Genomic DNA, 16626 nt, shown 5'->3' with positions numbered 1-16626 from the left:
ACCATATACAAGTGAAGAAAATCTGACCGATTATAATAATAAAAGTGAAAGTTTAAGCGTGATGCTAAAAGCGATTGCTAAACTCGCGATTCTGTAGTTCAAAACTTTGCGGAGTGAACACCAGAACTGATCCTTGGGTATACCAATCACCCAGTACGATACGGGTTTTAGTGCAATTGTTAGCACTGAAGGAGTGTATGTCTGGACGGTGAGTATGACCGTGGATCATCAAATCGACGTTGTGTTGTTTCATCACATTTTCGACTTCTTGCTGTGTTACATCCATGATGTCGAGTGACTTTGTCTGCTTATCATCTTTGATATCAGACTGAACCTTGGAGACAATTTTCTTTTTGATAAAAAATGGAATTCTATTAAAGACCCATTGTAACCAGGGCTGATGAACTTTTTCACGAAAGGCGAGGTACTTTATATCTTCGGTACACAGAGTATCACCATGCAATACCACTGCTTTTTGTCCGTAGATATCGATAGTAGAAACTTCATCTAGAAGCTGTACGCCTGTTTGTTTCGCAAATTTTTTGCCAACTAAAAAGTCCCGATTGCCTTGTGTGAAATAACAAGGTACGCCAGTGTTAACTAAGTCTATAAACGTTTGGCGAATTGAATTCGCGAACTCGCTTGTATCGTCGTCACCAATCCAGAATTCGAAAAGATCACCCAACACGTAGAGTGCATCCGCTTCTACGGCCTCGTTCTTCATGAAGGTTAAGAAGCAGTCTGTGATGTCTTGTCGCGACGGAGCAAGGTGTAGATCTGATATAAAATATGTTTTCATAGGTCTAAAAAAAGGGAGCGATTCGCTCCCTATATCCTGATTTTATCGGCTCATCAATTATTAATACTAACCGAAAGCAAGTGATTAAGCTTCGATTGTAGTACCAGTGATGATCACTTCTTCTAGAGGTACGTCTTGGTGCATACCCATAGAACCAGTGCTAACACCTTTGATCTTGTTTACGATGTCCATGCCTTCAACAACTTCTGCGAATACACAGTAGCCCCAACCGTCTAGGCTTTCGCTACGGAAGTTTAGGAAAGAGTTGTCGTTAACGTTGATGAAGAACTGAGAGCTCGCTGAATGCGGTTCCATAGTACGAGCCATTGCTAGCGTACCCACTTTGTTCGCTAGGCCGTTGTTTGCTTCGTTCTTGATAGTCGCGCGAGTTGTTTTTTCTTTAAGGCCAGAAGTCATGCCGCCGCCTTGAACCATGAAACCATCGATAACACGGTGGAATAGCGTGTTGTCGTAAAAACCGTCACGGCAATACTGTAGGAAGTTTGCGCTTGTTTCTGGTGCTTTTTCTTCGTTAAGTTGAACTTTGATGTCACCAAAATTTGTGTGAAGGATGATCATGATTGTTACCTTACTGTCTTTTTAATATGAAGTTCGAATTCTAGCGCATGTTGGCGGACTTTCAAATCACCAAATCATTAACTTAACTCGGATGTTTGAGGTAATTCCTGCTTTGGGGGATTACCTATTAAGGTATGACTTGTTATACTGCGATCTTATTTTTGATTAATCCATAAAATAGATAGAGATCATGCTGAAGATATATAACACGCTCACAAGACAGAAAGAGGAATTCAAACCAATTACAGCTGGCAAAGTCGGTATGTATGTCTGTGGGGTAACCATATACGATCTCTGTCATATTGGTCATGGCCGTACGTTCGTTTCATTTGACGTGGTAACTCGTTACCTGCGTTACCTTGGTTACGATTTGAATTTCGTTCGTAATATCACTGATATCGATGACAAAATCATCAAGCGCGCTAATGAAAACGGCGAGTCTTGTGACTCTCTGACTGAGCGTCTGATCGGTGAAATGCACGCGGACTTCGATGCATTGAACATGAAACGCCCAGATGTCGAGCCTCGTGCGACTGAATTCATCACAGAGATCATTGAGTTAGTAGAAAAGCTAATTCAACGTGGCTTTGCTTACGTTGCAAGCAACGGTGACGTGATGTTCGAAGTTAAGAAGTTTGACGAATACGGTAAGCTTTCTAAGCAAGATCTTGAGCAGCTTCAAGCTGGCGCCCGTGTTGACATCGATTCTGCAAAACGTAGCCCGTTAGACTTTGTTCTTTGGAAGATGTCTAAGCCTGGTGAGCCGACGTGGGAATCGCCATGGGGGCCAGGTCGTCCAGGTTGGCACATCGAATGTTCAGCAATGAACTCGTCTATTCTTGGCAATCACTTCGATATTCATGGTGGTGGTTCGGATCTACAGTTCCCGCACCACGAGAACGAAATCGCACAATCTTGCTGTGCACATGGCACCCAGTATGTGAATACTTGGATGCACAGTGGCATGGTGATGGTAGACAGAGAAAAAATGTCTAAGTCACTGGGTAACTTTTTCACTATCCGTGACGTACTTCAGCATTACGATGCAGAGACAGTTCGTTACTTCCTAATGTCTGGTCACTACCGTAGCCAACTAAACTACAGCGAAGATAACCTAAATCAGGCTCGTGCATCACTTGAACGTCTCTATACATCACTTCGTGGTCTAGACGTTACCGCAGCCCCTGCTGGTGGTGAAGAGTATGTGACTCGTTTCTCTACAGCGATGAACGATGATTTCAACACACCTGAAGCTTATTCAGTGCTGTTTGAAATGGCTCGTGAAATCAACCGTATCAAGACTGAAAGCATAGAAAAAGCAAGTGCACTAGGTGCGTTGATGCGTGAACTGGCAGACATCATCGGTATTCTTCACCAAGATCCAGAAGCTTTCTTGCAAGGCGATGCAGCCGGTAACGATGACGAAGTCGCTGAAATCGAAGGCCTAATTAAGCTACGTAATGACTCTCGCGCTTCGAAGGATTGGGCAAATGCCGATCTTGCACGTGATAAGCTGAACGAGCTAGGTATTGTTCTGGAAGATGGTCCAGAAGGTACGACTTGGCGTCGTAAGTAAATCTTATAAAAAGGGCTGATTTTCAGCCCTTTTTTCTAGCAAAAATTCTCTAATTTCACCTTTTTATCTTCAACTTTTAATTAACAGGAATATTTCTGTGGCTCAGATGTATTTTTATTACTCGGCAATGAACGCGGGTAAATCAACAACGCTTCTTCAATCTTCATTCAACTACCAAGAACGTGGTATGACACCAGTGATCTTTACGGCTGCATTAGATGATCGCTATGGTATCGGTAAAGTGAGTTCACGAATTGGTCTTCAATCTGAAGCTCAATTGTTTAAAAACGACACCAATATGTTGGAGGCAATTCAAAAACTCAACGAAGAAGAAAAGCGTCATTGTGTATTGATCGATGAGTGTCAGTTCTTATCGAAAGAGCAGGTTTACCAACTAACAGAAGTGGTTGATAAGCTGCACATCCCTGTACTTTGTTACGGTTTGCGCACTGACTTCTTGGGTGAACTGTTTGAAGGTAGCCGCTACTTGTTGTCTTGGGCTGACAAATTAGTAGAACTTAAAACAATTTGCCACTGTGGCCGTAAGGCCAATATGGTAATTCGTACAGATGAGCACGGTGTGGCAATTGCTGAAGGTGACCAAGTCGCTATTGGTGGCAATGACCAATATGTTTCGGCTTGCCGTTTACATTATAAAGAAGCGTTAGGTAAATAAGCAGCCTATAAGTCGGCATTGCTAAAATCAATAGCGTTCAAATTAGAAAACGGTGACCTAGCGTCACCGTTTTTGTTTATTGAGCCGAGCTTTTGTTTTATTCCAAGCCGAGCTTCTATTTTATTCTTAGTCGATCTTTTGCTTTATTCGAAACCGAGCCTCTTTAATGCTTGATAGGCATGGTCAACGTCGTCAGGGATGGGCATCTCAATTTGAAAGCCCTGAGCGGGGTAGGATTTGATTCGCTCATAATCAGCAATCAACGCACCTAACACCATGTCTAACGGCAAATCTTCGTTAAAGTAATCATCCCAATTCTGCCATTGTGATGTCACTGTTATCTCGGAAGTTTCGTCAGGCCATTGCTTACAGAACGTTGCGTAAGTGCGTTTCTCCATAAAGGGCTTCTGAACTAGGGTCAGCCGTTTCGGTGATAATCCTCGCTGAGCCAGTAGCTCGTAGGTAAACCGTACATTTTCCCCAGTGTTTGTCGCGTGCTTCTCAATGATAATGTCTAAGTCAGGCACACCACTGTCTCGTGCGATAGAAGCGAATGTTTCTGCTTCTGAACGTTCAAAGCTTCCTTCTGTAAAACGTCCCATACCACCAGAAAAAACGATGTATGGCGCTATCTTTTGGTGATAAAGCTCGGCTGCATATTCAGCGACGCGGGTATCGTTGCTACACAATACAAAAATACAGTCTGAAGGCGTAACCTTGTGACCCATAGACATAAAGTTCCAAAGGGTGTCGACTGAGCGATGCAGTTTTATATTGGGATTTCTCTTAGCTGTAGATTGCTCAGTCATGAAGTGCGTCCAGTGTGGATTCGAATTTAAACGAGTAACCTAAGTCGAGAATCTTTTTCGACGAGATCAGTTTGTCTGGCGTATCGACAAGAGGGGGAAGTGGTTCGCTGCTATTGGCACTTTTTAGTGCAGCGGCATAGAACTCTGCTTTGCTCACAGTATTCGGTGTGGTGACGTTGACCACTTCGTTGTGCAGTTGACTGATAGCGAAATCGACTGCGCCAATCGCGTCGTTAAGGTGAAGCATATTGGCAGGAGCTTGAGTACTAACCTGCTTCAATTTACTTGCAAACCTCGATGGGTGACGGTTCGGACCAATCAATCCACTAAAGCGAAGAATGGTGTAGTCGATGCCAGAATCAATCACTGACTGTTCAGCTTTCAGCATCACGCGTGCATTGTCCGAAAATGCGGATGCTTGCTCGTTTTCTGAGGTAGAAAGAGTGAGTGAGGCGTCTTGCTCGTACAGAACTCCGGGCTTGGTTGGGTATACCGTCGTCGAACTGACCATAATGAGCTTTTTCACGTTAGCCTTCTGGCAAGCCCTGGTCAGTTGTTGCCAATAGTCGGCGTACTCGACACCAGCGCCTTTTCTAAAGCCGGGAGGAAAGCTACCAATCACTATCTCAGTATTGTTTTCCAATAGGAGTGAGTAGAGTTGGCCAATAGAGCGTTCAGGTTGTATTGCATCAAAACTGAATACTTCACAAGGAATGCGTTCGTTGCCAATAGCGTCAGCGCCTTCTTGGGTAGTCTTCGTCACGACGACTTGGTTATCATGTTTTTCTAAATGTTCAGATAAAGGTGCACCGACCCATCCTGCACCAACAATAAATATAGAAGCCATGTGTTCCTCACAACTGCAAATGACGAATTTACAATAAGCCTAACAAACCTTTGCCCAAAAATGAAAAAACTCCACGGCCGAAGCGAGTGGAGTTTTTACTAGAACCGTGGAGTTTTAGTTCAGTACGCGAAGTAACTTGTCTGCGCGCTCTGCCATCTGGATACCTTCATCTGTTAGGTAACCACCGTCTGGCTGAGTGCAAAGATTCTTTTCGAATAGGCGCTTAACAGCGTCTTGAGTTTCTTGAGCAGCCTCTTGATGAACTTTAATTCCAGTAGCGGCGCTACTTACATCAAATTGAAGAAGGAGGTTTAAATCAGCAATATGTTCAGCGTTGTACTTCATAATTAACCTATATATTCATAACGTTCTCTACCTTCACCTTAGTGCGCATTCACGGCTCAAGCAATAGCAAATAAATAGAATTGATAAGTGATACCAAATTGAATGATTAATCGTCGTATGGTGGGTTTATTTTAGTTAGATTGCGTGATTTGCAGCCACTTAAATTCTGAACGATGTTTATTGGGAAGTGGTTGTAATATATTGTGTTACTAGAAATATATTGCATACAGCTAATATTGTATAAAAAGGAAACGCATCAGTGAGAGTGAACAAAGTAGCATTAACGATCAGTATGCTATTTGCTATCTCAGGTTGTCAAAGTACACCCTCAGAGCAGACAGGCGCGAACCAAACCACAAATGACAATGAATCAACAGTAGAGGTCCGTTCATTTCAGTCTGTCCAAAGTGTTTACTCCGAGTGGGAGGCTAAGCTTGAAGAACACGCTCAATTGTCTCTCTATGCTCCAGAGAATTACAATGAACTATTAGACGCTTGGGATGATGCTGAAAGCATTTATGCGGATTTACTGAAAGATCAAACACGGTTAACCAAGAGTTACTCGATTTTTTCGACATTAACTTACGCCGAAGCCTTTGATGAAAAAATCGCGTTGATTCGATCAAATTATGACTCGATCTTAGTGCTAAAGGAAAAGGCTGACAGAGTATTAGCCGACTCGATAGTGCAAATGGATTACTTAAAGTTTCTTGGTGCCGACACTATGTTTGCATCGAGCTACAAGCGCTTGTATTCAGAATACAGCGAGCTGTTTGAGTATGTGCTGGTCGACGAACTTGAAGATGCTCAGGAAGCACAGGTAGAGTTTCTTAATAACGCGAGTTTGTTAGAAGTTAAAGTGGCCCACAAGAAGTACATCGAACCTTTGAAGGATGAGTTGGAGTTCTTGGAAGATGAAGATTTCGATGACGTTGTTCCACTGACGTTTGCTAAAGCGGCATCTCAAATTGCTTTAGCAGAAAGCCAAGTGAAAGCCAGTCCCCGTGAAAAGTCGATCATTGAAGACGCAGTTCACGCTGCAGAGTTCGAATTAAACCACGTGCGCAGTGTTGCTCATGAAGTCAAAGTACTAGCGAGCGTAAAAGGCGACCAGTTCGAACAGTCGGTTTTGAATGCAGAGAACCAGTTATTGAGCATTTCACGAGTGGTTAATGGTGAAGATCACCGTGATGTTGTATTGCGTCTTCAGTCTCAAAAAATTGTAGCGAGTGTTAAAGCGCTGAAAGGCTCAGACATGACGGCGTCATTAAAGTCAGAGATTAAAACTTTGACTGAGCGACTCGCTAAGTTAGAAAGTGATAATCAGAAACAAACACAGAAATTGGTTGAAGCGACCAAGCACAACCAATTGTTAGATGATCAGGTTACCAAGAGTGATGCTCATATAAAGAGCCTAGAAGAGTTAGTGGATAGTTTGAAAAGCTTAGGTGGTAAAGTTGCCAGCGAAAGTGACTCTGATGTGATTCTTCCTAGTATTGAATCTAGCATAGAGGATGCATCTAACGAACAATCATTAGAAGAAATGGTTGAACCTTCGGTTTAGTAAGACTAATTTCTTTATTTGTGATTGAGTTAAAAGCGCCTAAGGGCGCTTTTTTACGTTCTGTTGATCTATGTCAAAATCTGAAAACAAAAGTGTCCATTGAGTCATTATAGTGTACGTTATTCCTTTGGTTTTAACGTAACTTGTTGATATTTATAGATGTGTTGTTTTCTATGCTGATAACTAATCATTCAGCAGAGTTTTATTTTTACTACTAAAGTCGTATGAATTTGGAATAACTTGGACTAATTTCTTTCAACAGGATTGTGAGAGGCATTTCGAGCTTAAAATAGCTCTTGAATTCAGAAATGAAAGAGAGGATTATCGCGCTCCCGACGACATGTTTCAAAATGTAAATCATCATGAATCTAAACCAATTCGACTCATTATTACCGCCACAAATGGCTGAGCGCGCTGCAGATATTGGCGTAGGTAAAGCAACCAAAGATCCAATCAAATCTTTTCTCCTAGCGATCTCTGCTGGCATACATATTGGTATCGCGTTTGTGTTCTACACTATCGTGACTACCGGTGCTGGTGATTTACCGTGGGGTATTACTCGCTTATTGGGTGGTCTAGCTTTTAGCTTAGGATTAATCCTTGTTGTTGTTACTGGTGGTGAATTGTTTACCAGCTCGGTGTTGACGCTTGTTGCTCGCGCAAGTGGCAAGATTACCTGGCGTACATTAGTTAAGAACTGGACCACGGTTTATGTAGGTAACTTAATTGGTGCATTGCTGCTGGTGGCCTGTATGCTTCTGACTAAACAGTACATGTTCGATCATGGACAAGTGGGTTTGAATGCCATGGCGATTTCCCAACACAAAATGCACCATGATTTTATCCAAGCTATCGCGCTTGGCATCATGTGTAATGTGTTGGTTTGTATCGCGGTATGGATGACGTTTAGTGGACGTACACTGACTGACAAAATCGCAGTTATGATTTTACCTGTTGCGATGTTCGTATCAGCCGGTTTTGAGCACTGTATTGCCAACATGTTCCAAGTCCCTTTAGCTATCGGTATCAAAACATTTGCTCCCGCAGAATTTTGGACAATGACAGGCGCTAACCCTGCGGACTATGTTGATCTGAACATGATGGACTTTTTGATGAACAACTTGCTGCCCGTTACCATTGGTAACATCATTGGCGGTGGTATCTTTGTTGGTATGTGGTACTGGTTGATCTACCTACGTGACTAATAAGGGTGGCGTGATCCACCAAGCAAAGGTTTCGTGATTAATTCCGATTAACGCGGTTAATCCAGTTTACGAGTTTACTGGGTAACTTGGACTCAGTGAAAACACTGAACTGACTTATGACATTTACAAGACGGCCTGCATTGCAGGCCGTTTTTATTTGTGGAAAACCTACTTATTCATTTCTTAAATTATCATGTGAACGCTCAATAGCGATGATCACCGTGTGTGTATATGTCTTTGAAAACACCCAAAGATCAAAGGTAATGATCTTTCCCTAGGTGGGAATGGACAAAAAAGGATCTATATTGATTTGGTTATCCACAATTTCTGTGGATAACCTGTCTCAAATTCAGTGAGTAACCAGATCTAAGTGGAGTAGGGAGGCTATTTCGAAGGCTGTATTTGCGCGAGAACTCGGCCTTCTTTAGTAAGAGATGTCTTCAATGAGAGCTGAAGTGCAAGTGCTAAAGAGCAGCTCATCATCACGAAGATAGCTAACATGATCATCAACTGATACTTAATCGCGATCATTGGTGATGCACCACCTAAGATCTGTCCTGTCATCATTCCCGGTAGCGTGACTAAGCCTGTAGTTGCCATAGAGGCCATAATTGGTGACATCGCTTTCTGTATCGCATTACGAACAAAAGGCGCGGCTGCATAGGAAGGAGACGCGCCCAAAGCGATAGCCGCTTCGTACTCTGATTTCTGCGTTTCAAAAGCCCCAAACAAATTCTGCAATGCCACGATATTACTGCTTAAGCTATTACCTAACAGCATCCCTGCAATAGGGATAAGGTACTGTGCGTTAAAAACCGGTGTCGGTTTAATGATGAAAAAGCAGATAAACAAGACAATAGGTACACAAGTTACAGCAAGGCTAACGGCTATAGGAGCTAAAAGTAGGTTTTTGGGGAGCCTAGATTTTTCAACAATTGAGCTTGCCCCAACGATGATCATTGCAAATAGCCACAGTAAATTGACCCATAAGCTATTTAAGGTGAACAAGTATTCTAGGTAAAGTCCCACTAGAAATAGCTGAATAACCATACGGATTATGCTGACAGAAGCCTCTTTACCAAGGCCGAGTTTTAACTTGTGGTTGATGGTAATGGGTAGCAAGAGAAGTGAGCTGAAGAACAATAACTGCCACCAAGATATATCAATAACGTCTTGCATAATGATTCCTTTTAAGTGGTCTCCATCATATCTGAAAGTGCCAAATGATGCATTTCAACTGTAAAGTCACCAATTCTAAAAATGATCAATCATTTAACAAACAAAACACAAAATAGTGGTTGTTTGAGGCTTTTTTAGCTACTACTTAGTAGGTAAAAAGTTAAAATTGGTTGTCAGATGGTTGCGTGCATGTTGGTTTTTAACATTTGTGAAATATACTTAATTCTTCACATTTGTTAATACTTTTTAATAACTTTGTTTAACTGAAAACAAGTTTGGATGACCTCAAAAAAGTATTGATTAGCAAGGGTTATAACGGGGGATTTGATTGAACCCTACTTTGTGTATGGTCTAAAATTTGTTGTTAGATACTCAAGAACTTTAGCCCCGTAGAATGGGTTACTCGAAATTACTAAATACAAAATAGGCAAAATGTATGAGTGATGTTAATAAAATTGAAACTGGCGAAAAACGCTCGTTGGAGTGGAAGTCTTTCCTCTTCATCGCGGTGGTTCTCTTTCCAATATTAAGTGTGGCTTTTGTAGGCGGTTACGGCTTCCTAGTTTGGGCACTGCAAGTGTTTGTATTCGGACCTCCTGGTGCTCACGGCGGCATGTAATGCCCTCTAGTAACAACATTTTTTAAAATCAATATTTAAGAGAGCTAAACATGAAATCATTTTTAGTTAAATTATGGCGCACAATGACTCGCCCTGCAGTACACATCAGTCTTGGTGTACTAACTATGGGTGGCTTTATCGCCGGTGTTATTTTCTGGGGCGGTTTTAACACAGCTCTAGAGCACACAAATACAGAAGAGTTCTGTGTAAGTTGTCACACCATGCGTGACAACGTGTACGTAGAACTACAAGAAACGGTTCACTGGAAAAACACTTCTGGTGTACGTGCTACTTGTCCTGACTGTCACGTTCCACATGAATGGACAGCAAAAATCGCTCGTAAGATGCAAGCATCTAAAGAAGTATTCGCTCAAGTATTTGGTGACCTAGATACACCTGAGAAATTCGAAGCTCGTCGTATCGAACTGGCTAAACACGAATGGGATCGTTTCTCTTCGAACAAATCTCTAGAGTGTAAAAACTGTCACAACTACGATTCAATGGACTTCGAGAACATGCGCCCAACAGCGCGTATCCAGATGAAGAATGCAGCAGAACGTGATCAAAGCTGTGTTGACTGTCATAAAGGTATTGCTCACAACCTTCCAATGGATATGGCATCAGCAAGCGGTATTGTTGGCGAGCTAGAAAATGTAGCAAGCAGCACATCTTACGCAAATGGTTCTGACGTGATTTCTATTCGTCACCTACCAATGTACACAGATGAAACAGCAACAGTTGAAGCGGGTCTATTAAGCCCTGCAAGTAAAGTTGCGGTTATCGATGAAAAAGGCGACATGATCAAGATTCAAATCGATGGTTGGCGTAAAGCGAAAGGCTTCGGACGTGTAATCCAAGAAGACTTCGGTATGAACATCTCAACTGCAATCTTGACCAAAGAAGTATCTCAAAGTGACGTTATCACTGTTGGTGAGAAGAAAGAAGATGAGCTTACTGGCCTTCCATGGGAAGAAGTTAACCTAGCACTTTGGATGAAGAAAGAGTCTATGGTTGATAACTTCGATCCAATCTGGAACGCAGCGGGTCAAGCGTACCAATCTAACTGTTCAACGTGTCACTCACAGCCAGATGAAGCTCACTTCAGCGCTAACGGTTGGGTAGGCATGTTAGATGGTATGATTGCATTCGTTAACTTCGATACAGATACAGAAGCACTTGTTCTTAAGTATCTACAGAAGCACTCATCAGATTTTTCTGAAGGCCATCACTAATAAGACGTCAATTGGAGTAACACAATGGCAATTACAAGAAGAAGTTTTCTGAAAGGTGTCGCGACTACAAGTGCGGCATCGGTTATCGGTCCAAGCTTATTGGCGTCGGCATCAGCGTCTGCAGCAGAAACAGACGGCGCGTGGAAAGTCTCTGGTTCTCACTGGGGTGCATTCCGAGCTCGCGTTTACGCGGGTAAAGTGCAAGAAATTAAACCTCTAGAAATCGATCAACACCCAACTGAGATGTTGAAAGGTATTAAAGGTATTATCTACAGCCCATCACGTGTGCGTTACCCTATGGTTCGCCTGGATTGGTTGAAGAAGCATAAATACAGCGCTGACACGCGTGGTAACAACCGCTTTATTCGTGTGACTTGGGATGAGGCACTAGACCTTGTTTACCGCGAACTAGAGCGCGTACAGAAAGATTACGGTCCATGGGCGCTTCACACAGGTCAAACTGGTTGGAGACAAACAGGTCAGTTCCACAGCTGTACTAACCACATGCAACGTGCAATGGCACTTCACGGTTACTCTGTGAAGAAAATCGGTGACTACTCAACAGGTGCTGGTCAAACGATCATGCCTTACGTGCTAGGTTCTACTGAAGTTTACGCACAAGGTACATCTTGGGAACTTATCCTAGAAAACAGTGACAACATTGTTCTTTGGGGTAACGATCCAGTTAAAAACCTGCAAGTAGGTTGGACATGTGAGACTCACGAGTCATTCGCATACTTAGAACAGCTGAAAGAAAAAGTTGCTAAGAAAGAGATCAACGTTGTTTCTGTTGACCCTGTTAAAAACAAAACAGGCCGTTACCTAGAAAACGAGCAAATGTACATCAACCCACAAACTGATGTGGCGTTCATGCTTGGTGTTGCTCACGTTCTTTACAACGAAGATCTATACGACAAGAAGTTCATCGAAACTTACTGTCTAGGTTTTGAAGACTTTATCAAGTACGTTCAAGGTGAAACGAAAGATAAAGTTGAGAAGACACCTGAGTGGGCTTCGGCTATCTGTGGTGCAAGCGCGGACTCTATCCGTGAATTCGCTAAGATGCTGGTTAACGGTCGTACGCAGATTCTTGTCGGTTGGAGTATCCAACGTCAACAACACGGTGAGCAGCCTTACTGGATGTGTGCCGTTATCGCAGCAATGGTTGGCCAAATCGGTCTACCTGGCGGTGGTATCTCTTACGGTCACCATTACTCTGGTATCGGTGTTTCTTCAACTGGCTTCGCAGCTCCGGGTTCATTCCCGTTGAACATCGACCAAGGTCAATCGCCTAAGCACACTAACACTGATTACAACGGTTACAGCCGTGTAATCCCTGTTGCTCGTTGGGTAGATAGCTTGCTAGAGCCAGGTAAGAAGATCAAAGCGAACGGTTCAACGGTTACACTACCGGATATCAAGATGATGGTATTCAGTGGTAATAACCCGTGGCACCACCACCAAGATCGCAACAAGATGCGTAAAGCATTCAAGAGCCTACAAACTGTAGTGGCTGTTGATTTCGCTTGGACTGCAACTTGTCGTCACTCTGATATCGTGCTTCCTGCATGTACTCAGTGGGAACGTAACGATATTGATGGTTACGGCGCGTACTCTGGTCGTGGTTTGATCGCGATGCACAAACTAGTCGATCCTCTGTTCCAGTCTAAAACTGACTTCGAGATTATGTCTAGCCTAACTAAGCGTTGGGGTCGTTACGACGATTATACGCGTGGTATGGACGAAATGCAGTGGGTTAAATCTCTGTATGACGAATGTCGTGCATCAAACGAAGGCAGCTTCGAAATGCCTGAGTTTGCTGAGTTCTGGGAGAAAGGTTTCCTAGACTTCGGTAAAGGTAAGCCATGGACTCGTCACGCTTCATTCCGTGAAGATCCAGAGATCAACGCACTAGGTACGCCTTCTGGTTTCATCGAAATCACAAGCCGTACTGTTGGCAACATGGGTTACGAGCACTGTCAAGAACACCCAATGTGGTTTGAGAAATCTGAACGTTCACACGGTGGTCCAGGCTCTGACAAACATCCGTACTGGCTACAATCTTGTCACCCAGACAAGCGTCTTCACTCTCAGATGTGTGAATCTGAAGAGTGGCGTGCGACTTACGCGGTACAAGGCCGTGAGCCAATCTACATCAACCCAATCGATGCTAAGAAGAAAGGCATCAAAGATGGCGACGTAGTACGTGTGTTCAATGACCGTGGTCAACTACTAGCAGGTGCTGTTCTAATGGATAGCTACGCACCTGGTGTTGTTCGTATCGAAGAAGGCGCTTGGTACGGCCCGATCAACGAGAAAGTGGGGGCGCTAGATACATACGGCGATCCAAACACACTAACTCAAGACATCGGTACGTCTGAACTTGCTCAAGCAACGTCAGCAAACACATGTTTGGTTAACTTCGAGAAGTTCCAAGGCAAACTGCCTCCAGTAACTTCATTCGGTGGTCCAATCGAAGTTTCTTAAGTCTTGTACTTAAGAACCAAGATTAAAGCTTGAATTAAAGCCCCTGTAAGCACTCTTACAGGGGCTTTTTGTTTTTCTAACCTGTATGTGGGATTTGTAATTAAGCATTGTCATAGCGCCAACAGGGGGCGTTTTTGAGACGGGCTATAACGACGTGCCGTTTGAGATAGGCTGTAGAACTATGAACAATGAACAATGAAGCAGGAAGGGAGTGTAAAAAGAATCTGTTGTAAGGGCTTAGGCAGACGGAAACAAAAAGGCCGATACAAAGTATCGACCCAATAGAGACCTATGGAATTGAATCAGCTTGAGTTAAATTTCGAACATAAACCAATAACCGTATGCACAGATTAATGCGGGTATGCCTGAATATAATGTGGCTACAAAAGCCGCTTTCGGTGCCATTGCGATAGCAGGAAATAAAGCGTCACCATCATTTGATATTGCGTTACCGACCTGAGCTGAAAGTGGCAGTGCACCTGAAAGGTAAAGGCTAGTGACCAACAATTGCGGACCACACCCCGGCAGTAAACCCATCAACACACCCGCCAGGGGGAGCATCATACCCCAGCTTGAGAATAGCGTCGCAAAATCGACATTTGCAAGCACAGAGCCAAACTCGAAGAAAAGAAAAGCAACCACCACCCATGCAGTGACAAAGTTTGTATCTTGAGCTGTTTTTTGTAGTGGGTGAGAACCTATACATTTTTCATCTTCACTTACGGCTGATTTGTAATCCTCAATTTCACGGGTCAGCCCCCACAGAAACATCGAGCTGATCAGCAAAATTGTCCCCGCCCATTCCATCGACATTTCAGGCAAAGCGAGCAGCTCGTTCACATCGACTTGAAAAGAGCCAAGTAGGGCAACGGCAGCACCCGGAATAATCAGTACAGACCACAGGTAACCTTGCAGGTTTATCGCTTTTTTAGAGACCGATTCTTTGTCTTGAGATTGAGAAGCGCAGCTGTTGGTGGCTTCATTTTTCTCTGCTTGTTTCGGGCGCAAGAAGTCGTCTGCATGAAATAAGTTAATAATTCGGCCTGACGCAGTACCCACAATGACGCCCATCGCCATCATGGCTAAACCTGTTTTGGGTTCGCTAGCAATTAACAGGAAGGCCGCGTCACCCATGGTTGAGACGAGTACAGCCACAACCGCACCAAATCCGAGTTTGCCTGAAATAAATTGTGTGGTGACCACAATCGCTCCCCCACAGCCTGGCAATGCCCCCATTAGCGCGGCGAATACAACTTGGTTTGAACGAGATTGATGGACGAGCTTATTGAAGACGTTATCTTTGTTGATGTATAGACTTAACCAGTGGTAAATCGCTAGGGTTAGCGCAACGTAACATGACACTGCCCAGAAGGCGTCAGACAAGGTAGTGACCGTTAATTCTCGCGTAGCAGGAGCTGCAACTAACGCCGCAAGTGAAATAGGTAAAAGCAGGCGCTTAAAAGACAGTGAAAACTGAGTTGTTTTCGCAGCGCTGCTGCTTGGCAAAAAAGAGATTAGTCGATCCATAAGTGTCACTCAAAATTTGTGTATTAAGATAATCATATACGAATGATAATAATTATCAATTGCATTCGTTGTTTTTTTATCTTTTGTTACCATTGGCCAAACCCACGAAACATGACCAATCTAAAAAAATGAGGTAAAGTATGCCTAATAAAGAGAGACTCTAAAGGTAGAGTCATAATTGTTAGTGTAATAGGAAGAAACATGATTTTAGTTGTTGGTCACAAAAACCCTGATAGTGACAGTATTTGTAGTGCGTTAGTTGCAACTGAGCTTCTTAAAGCTCGTGGCGAGGAAGCGACACCAATTCGCCAAGGCGAGATCAACCGCGAAACTCAACACATTCTAGAAGTCGCTGGTGCTGAAAAGCCAGAACTTCGTACTTCTGTTGCTGGTGAGAAAATCTGGCTAGTAGACTACTCAGATCTTGCACAAGCACCAGACGATGTAGCTGATGCTGAGATCGTAGGTATTGTCGATCACCACCGTCTAGGTGACGTGATGACAGTTAACCCTATGGAAGCTTGGATCTGGCCTGTTGGCTGTACAAATACAGTACTTTTCAACATGTTTAAGATTGAAGGTCACGCTATCTCTCAACAAATCGCTAAACTGATGATGTCTGCAATTCTTTCAGACACAGTTGGTTTTGCTTCTCCAACATGTACTCAAAAAGACAAAGACGCGGTTGCTGAGCTTGCTGAAATCGCTGGCGTAACAGACGTTGATGCATTTATCAAAGCGCTTCTAATTGCTAAGACAAACATCGAAGGCCTATCTGCTGCACAGTTAGTAGAAAAAGACCTTAAAGGCTACCCATTCAACGGTCGTGATGTTGTCGTTGGTCAAGTTGAGCTTGCGACTCTTGAGCAAGTAGACGGCATGATCGAAGCGCTAGAAGCTGATCTTGAAGCGCGTTGTGAGAAAGATGGTCTAGCATTCGCTGCAGTAATGCTGACAGATATCACTACAGCTCAAACTCGTCTTCTATACAAAGGTGAGTGGGCTGATAAGCTGGTTAAATTCGAGAAAGACGGTGTATTGATGATGGAAAATACATTGAGCCGTAAGAAGCAAGGTTGGCCTTGGCTTCAAGGCGAGCTTGTTTAACCAAGTAGCTTAATTATAAACGCCTGCTAATTTAGCAGGCGTTTTTCTTTGAAGTAGGCTTTCTTCTTCATCGAT

The 16626-nt window shown here is 43.3% G+C and carries 15 protein-coding genes; 8 read left to right on the top strand and 7 right to left on the bottom strand.

The window, feature by feature from the left end; translation table 11 throughout:
* Window positions 1–64: 64 nt before the first annotated feature.
* The gene (gene lpxH / locus ACED42_RS00240; RefSeq protein ID WP_017098163.1) at window positions 65–799 is read right to left on the bottom strand and encodes a UDP-2,3-diacylglucosamine diphosphatase; all 735 of its coding nucleotides are present in this window, start codon (window positions 797–799) and stop codon (window positions 65–67) included.
* An 84-nt stretch (window positions 800–883) separates the two neighbouring features.
* Window positions 884–1378, bottom strand: a complete 495-nt coding sequence (locus ACED42_RS00235) for a peptidylprolyl isomerase (RefSeq protein WP_004734582.1) — start codon at window positions 1376–1378, stop codon at window positions 884–886.
* Between the two features lie 190 nt (window positions 1379–1568).
* On the opposite strand from ACED42_RS00235, the gene cysS reads away from it, so the two are divergent.
* Both cysS and ACED42_RS00225 read left to right on the top strand, forming a co-directional pair.
* Window positions 1569–2954, top strand: coding sequence for a cysteine--tRNA ligase (gene cysS / locus ACED42_RS00230; RefSeq protein ID WP_009848796.1), 1386 nt, complete (start codon window positions 1569–1571; stop codon window positions 2952–2954).
* Between the two features lie 97 nt (window positions 2955–3051).
* Window positions 3052–3630: a thymidine kinase gene (locus ACED42_RS00225; protein ID WP_371700915.1), complete on the top strand. Its 579-nt coding sequence runs from the start codon at window positions 3052–3054 to the stop codon at window positions 3628–3630.
* Between the two features lie 143 nt (window positions 3631–3773).
* Here ACED42_RS00225 and ACED42_RS00220 read toward each other — a convergent pair whose 3' ends face one another.
* The 3 genes from ACED42_RS00220 to ACED42_RS00210 form a co-directional block, all read right to left on the bottom strand.
* Complete coding sequence (locus ACED42_RS00220) at window positions 3774–4439, bottom strand: YdcF family protein (RefSeq protein ID WP_371700913.1); 666 nt, start codon at window positions 4437–4439, stop codon at window positions 3774–3776.
* The gene (locus ACED42_RS00215; RefSeq protein ID WP_371700911.1) at window positions 4432–5286 is read right to left on the bottom strand and encodes an NAD(P)H-binding protein; all 855 of its coding nucleotides are present in this window, start codon (window positions 5284–5286) and stop codon (window positions 4432–4434) included. Before ACED42_RS00215 ends, ACED42_RS00220 begins: the two co-directional genes overlap by 8 nt.
* A 114-nt stretch (window positions 5287–5400) precedes the next feature.
* Window positions 5401–5631: a TIGR02647 family protein gene (locus ACED42_RS00210; RefSeq protein WP_009848792.1), complete on the bottom strand. Its 231-nt coding sequence runs from the start codon at window positions 5629–5631 to the stop codon at window positions 5401–5403.
* Between the two features lie 259 nt (window positions 5632–5890).
* Here ACED42_RS00210 and ACED42_RS00205 point away from each other — a divergent pair, with 259 nt between their 5' ends.
* Window positions 5891–7195, top strand: coding sequence for an ATPase (locus tag ACED42_RS00205; protein ID WP_371700910.1), 1305 nt, complete (start codon window positions 5891–5893; stop codon window positions 7193–7195).
* 362 nt (window positions 7196–7557) lie between these two features.
* Window positions 7558–8400: a formate transporter FocA gene (gene focA / locus ACED42_RS00200; protein WP_009848790.1), complete on the top strand. Its 843-nt coding sequence runs from the start codon at window positions 7558–7560 to the stop codon at window positions 8398–8400.
* A gap of 384 nt (window positions 8401–8784) precedes the next feature.
* Here the strand turns inward: focA and ACED42_RS00195 are convergent, their stop codons facing one another.
* Window positions 8785–9579: an ABC transporter permease gene (locus ACED42_RS00195; protein ID WP_065678784.1), complete on the bottom strand. Its 795-nt coding sequence runs from the start codon at window positions 9577–9579 to the stop codon at window positions 8785–8787.
* 436 nt (window positions 9580–10015) lie between these two features.
* Between ACED42_RS00195 and torE the strand changes: the two genes are divergently transcribed.
* From torE to torA, 3 genes are read left to right on the top strand one after another with little or no spacing between them, the layout of a single operon-like run.
* Window positions 10016–10198 (top strand): trimethylamine N-oxide reductase system protein TorE, encoded by a 183-nt coding sequence (gene torE, locus ACED42_RS00190; RefSeq protein WP_008222628.1) that lies wholly within the window; start codon window positions 10016–10018, stop codon window positions 10196–10198.
* Between the two features lie 50 nt (window positions 10199–10248).
* Window positions 10249–11430: a pentaheme c-type cytochrome TorC gene (gene torC / locus ACED42_RS00185; RefSeq protein ID WP_009848788.1), complete on the top strand. Its 1182-nt coding sequence runs from the start codon at window positions 10249–10251 to the stop codon at window positions 11428–11430.
* Window positions 11431–11454: 24 nt separating this feature from the next.
* Window positions 11455–13917, top strand: a complete 2463-nt coding sequence (torA, locus tag ACED42_RS00180) for a trimethylamine-N-oxide reductase TorA (RefSeq protein ID WP_009848787.1) — start codon at window positions 11455–11457, stop codon at window positions 13915–13917.
* A gap of 312 nt (window positions 13918–14229) precedes the next feature.
* Here the strand turns inward: torA and ACED42_RS00175 are convergent, their stop codons facing one another.
* On the bottom strand, window positions 14230–15444 hold the full coding sequence (locus ACED42_RS00175; RefSeq protein ID WP_371700908.1) for a putative manganese transporter: 1215 nt from the start codon (window positions 15442–15444) through the stop codon (window positions 14230–14232).
* A 201-nt stretch (window positions 15445–15645) separates the two neighbouring features.
* Here ACED42_RS00175 and ACED42_RS00170 point away from each other — a divergent pair, with 201 nt between their 5' ends.
* The gene (locus tag ACED42_RS00170; protein WP_009848785.1) at window positions 15646–16551 is read left to right on the top strand and encodes a manganese-dependent inorganic pyrophosphatase; all 906 of its coding nucleotides are present in this window, start codon (window positions 15646–15648) and stop codon (window positions 16549–16551) included.
* Window positions 16552–16626: the final 75 nt, after the last annotated feature.

The organism is Vibrio sp. FF145 (assembly GCF_041439075.1).
GTDB classification, from domain to species: domain Bacteria; phylum Pseudomonadota; class Gammaproteobacteria; order Enterobacterales; family Vibrionaceae; genus Vibrio; species Vibrio tasmaniensis_A.
The sequence above is the reverse complement of the archived record's forward strand: the minus strand, read 5'-3'. Positions and strand labels throughout refer to the sequence as shown.

Excerpts from the sequence above, each read along its gene's own strand:
- torC (WP_009848788.1), top strand. The coding sequence starts at position 10,249 with ATGAAATCATTTTTAGTTAAATTATGGCGCACAATGACTCGCCCTGCA.
- lpxH (WP_017098163.1), bottom strand. The coding sequence starts at position 799 with ATGAAAACATATTTTATATCAGATCTACACCTTGCTCCGTCGCGACAA.
- focA (WP_009848790.1), top strand. The coding sequence starts at position 7,558 with ATGAATCTAAACCAATTCGACTCATTATTACCGCCACAAATGGCTGAG.
- ACED42_RS00220 (WP_371700913.1), bottom strand. The coding sequence starts at position 4,439 with ATGACTGAGCAATCTACAGCTAAGAGAAATCCCAATATAAAACTGCAT.
- ACED42_RS00235 (WP_004734582.1), bottom strand. The coding sequence starts at position 1,378 with ATGATCATCCTTCACACAAATTTTGGTGACATCAAAGTTCAACTTAAC.
- ACED42_RS00175 (WP_371700908.1), bottom strand. The coding sequence starts at position 15,444 with ATGGATCGACTAATCTCTTTTTTGCCAAGCAGCAGCGCTGCGAAAACA.
- ACED42_RS00215 (WP_371700911.1), bottom strand. The coding sequence starts at position 5,286 with ATGGCTTCTATATTTATTGTTGGTGCAGGATGGGTCGGTGCACCTTTA.
- torA (WP_009848787.1), top strand. The coding sequence starts at position 11,455 with ATGGCAATTACAAGAAGAAGTTTTCTGAAAGGTGTCGCGACTACAAGT.
- torE (WP_008222628.1), top strand. The coding sequence starts at position 10,016 with ATGAGTGATGTTAATAAAATTGAAACTGGCGAAAAACGCTCGTTGGAG.
- ACED42_RS00195 (WP_065678784.1), bottom strand. The coding sequence starts at position 9,579 with ATGCAAGACGTTATTGATATATCTTGGTGGCAGTTATTGTTCTTCAGC.
- ACED42_RS00170 (WP_009848785.1), top strand. The coding sequence starts at position 15,646 with ATGATTTTAGTTGTTGGTCACAAAAACCCTGATAGTGACAGTATTTGT.
- ACED42_RS00210 (WP_009848792.1), bottom strand. The coding sequence starts at position 5,631 with ATGAAGTACAACGCTGAACATATTGCTGATTTAAACCTCCTTCTTCAA.
- cysS (WP_009848796.1), top strand. The coding sequence starts at position 1,569 with ATGCTGAAGATATATAACACGCTCACAAGACAGAAAGAGGAATTCAAA.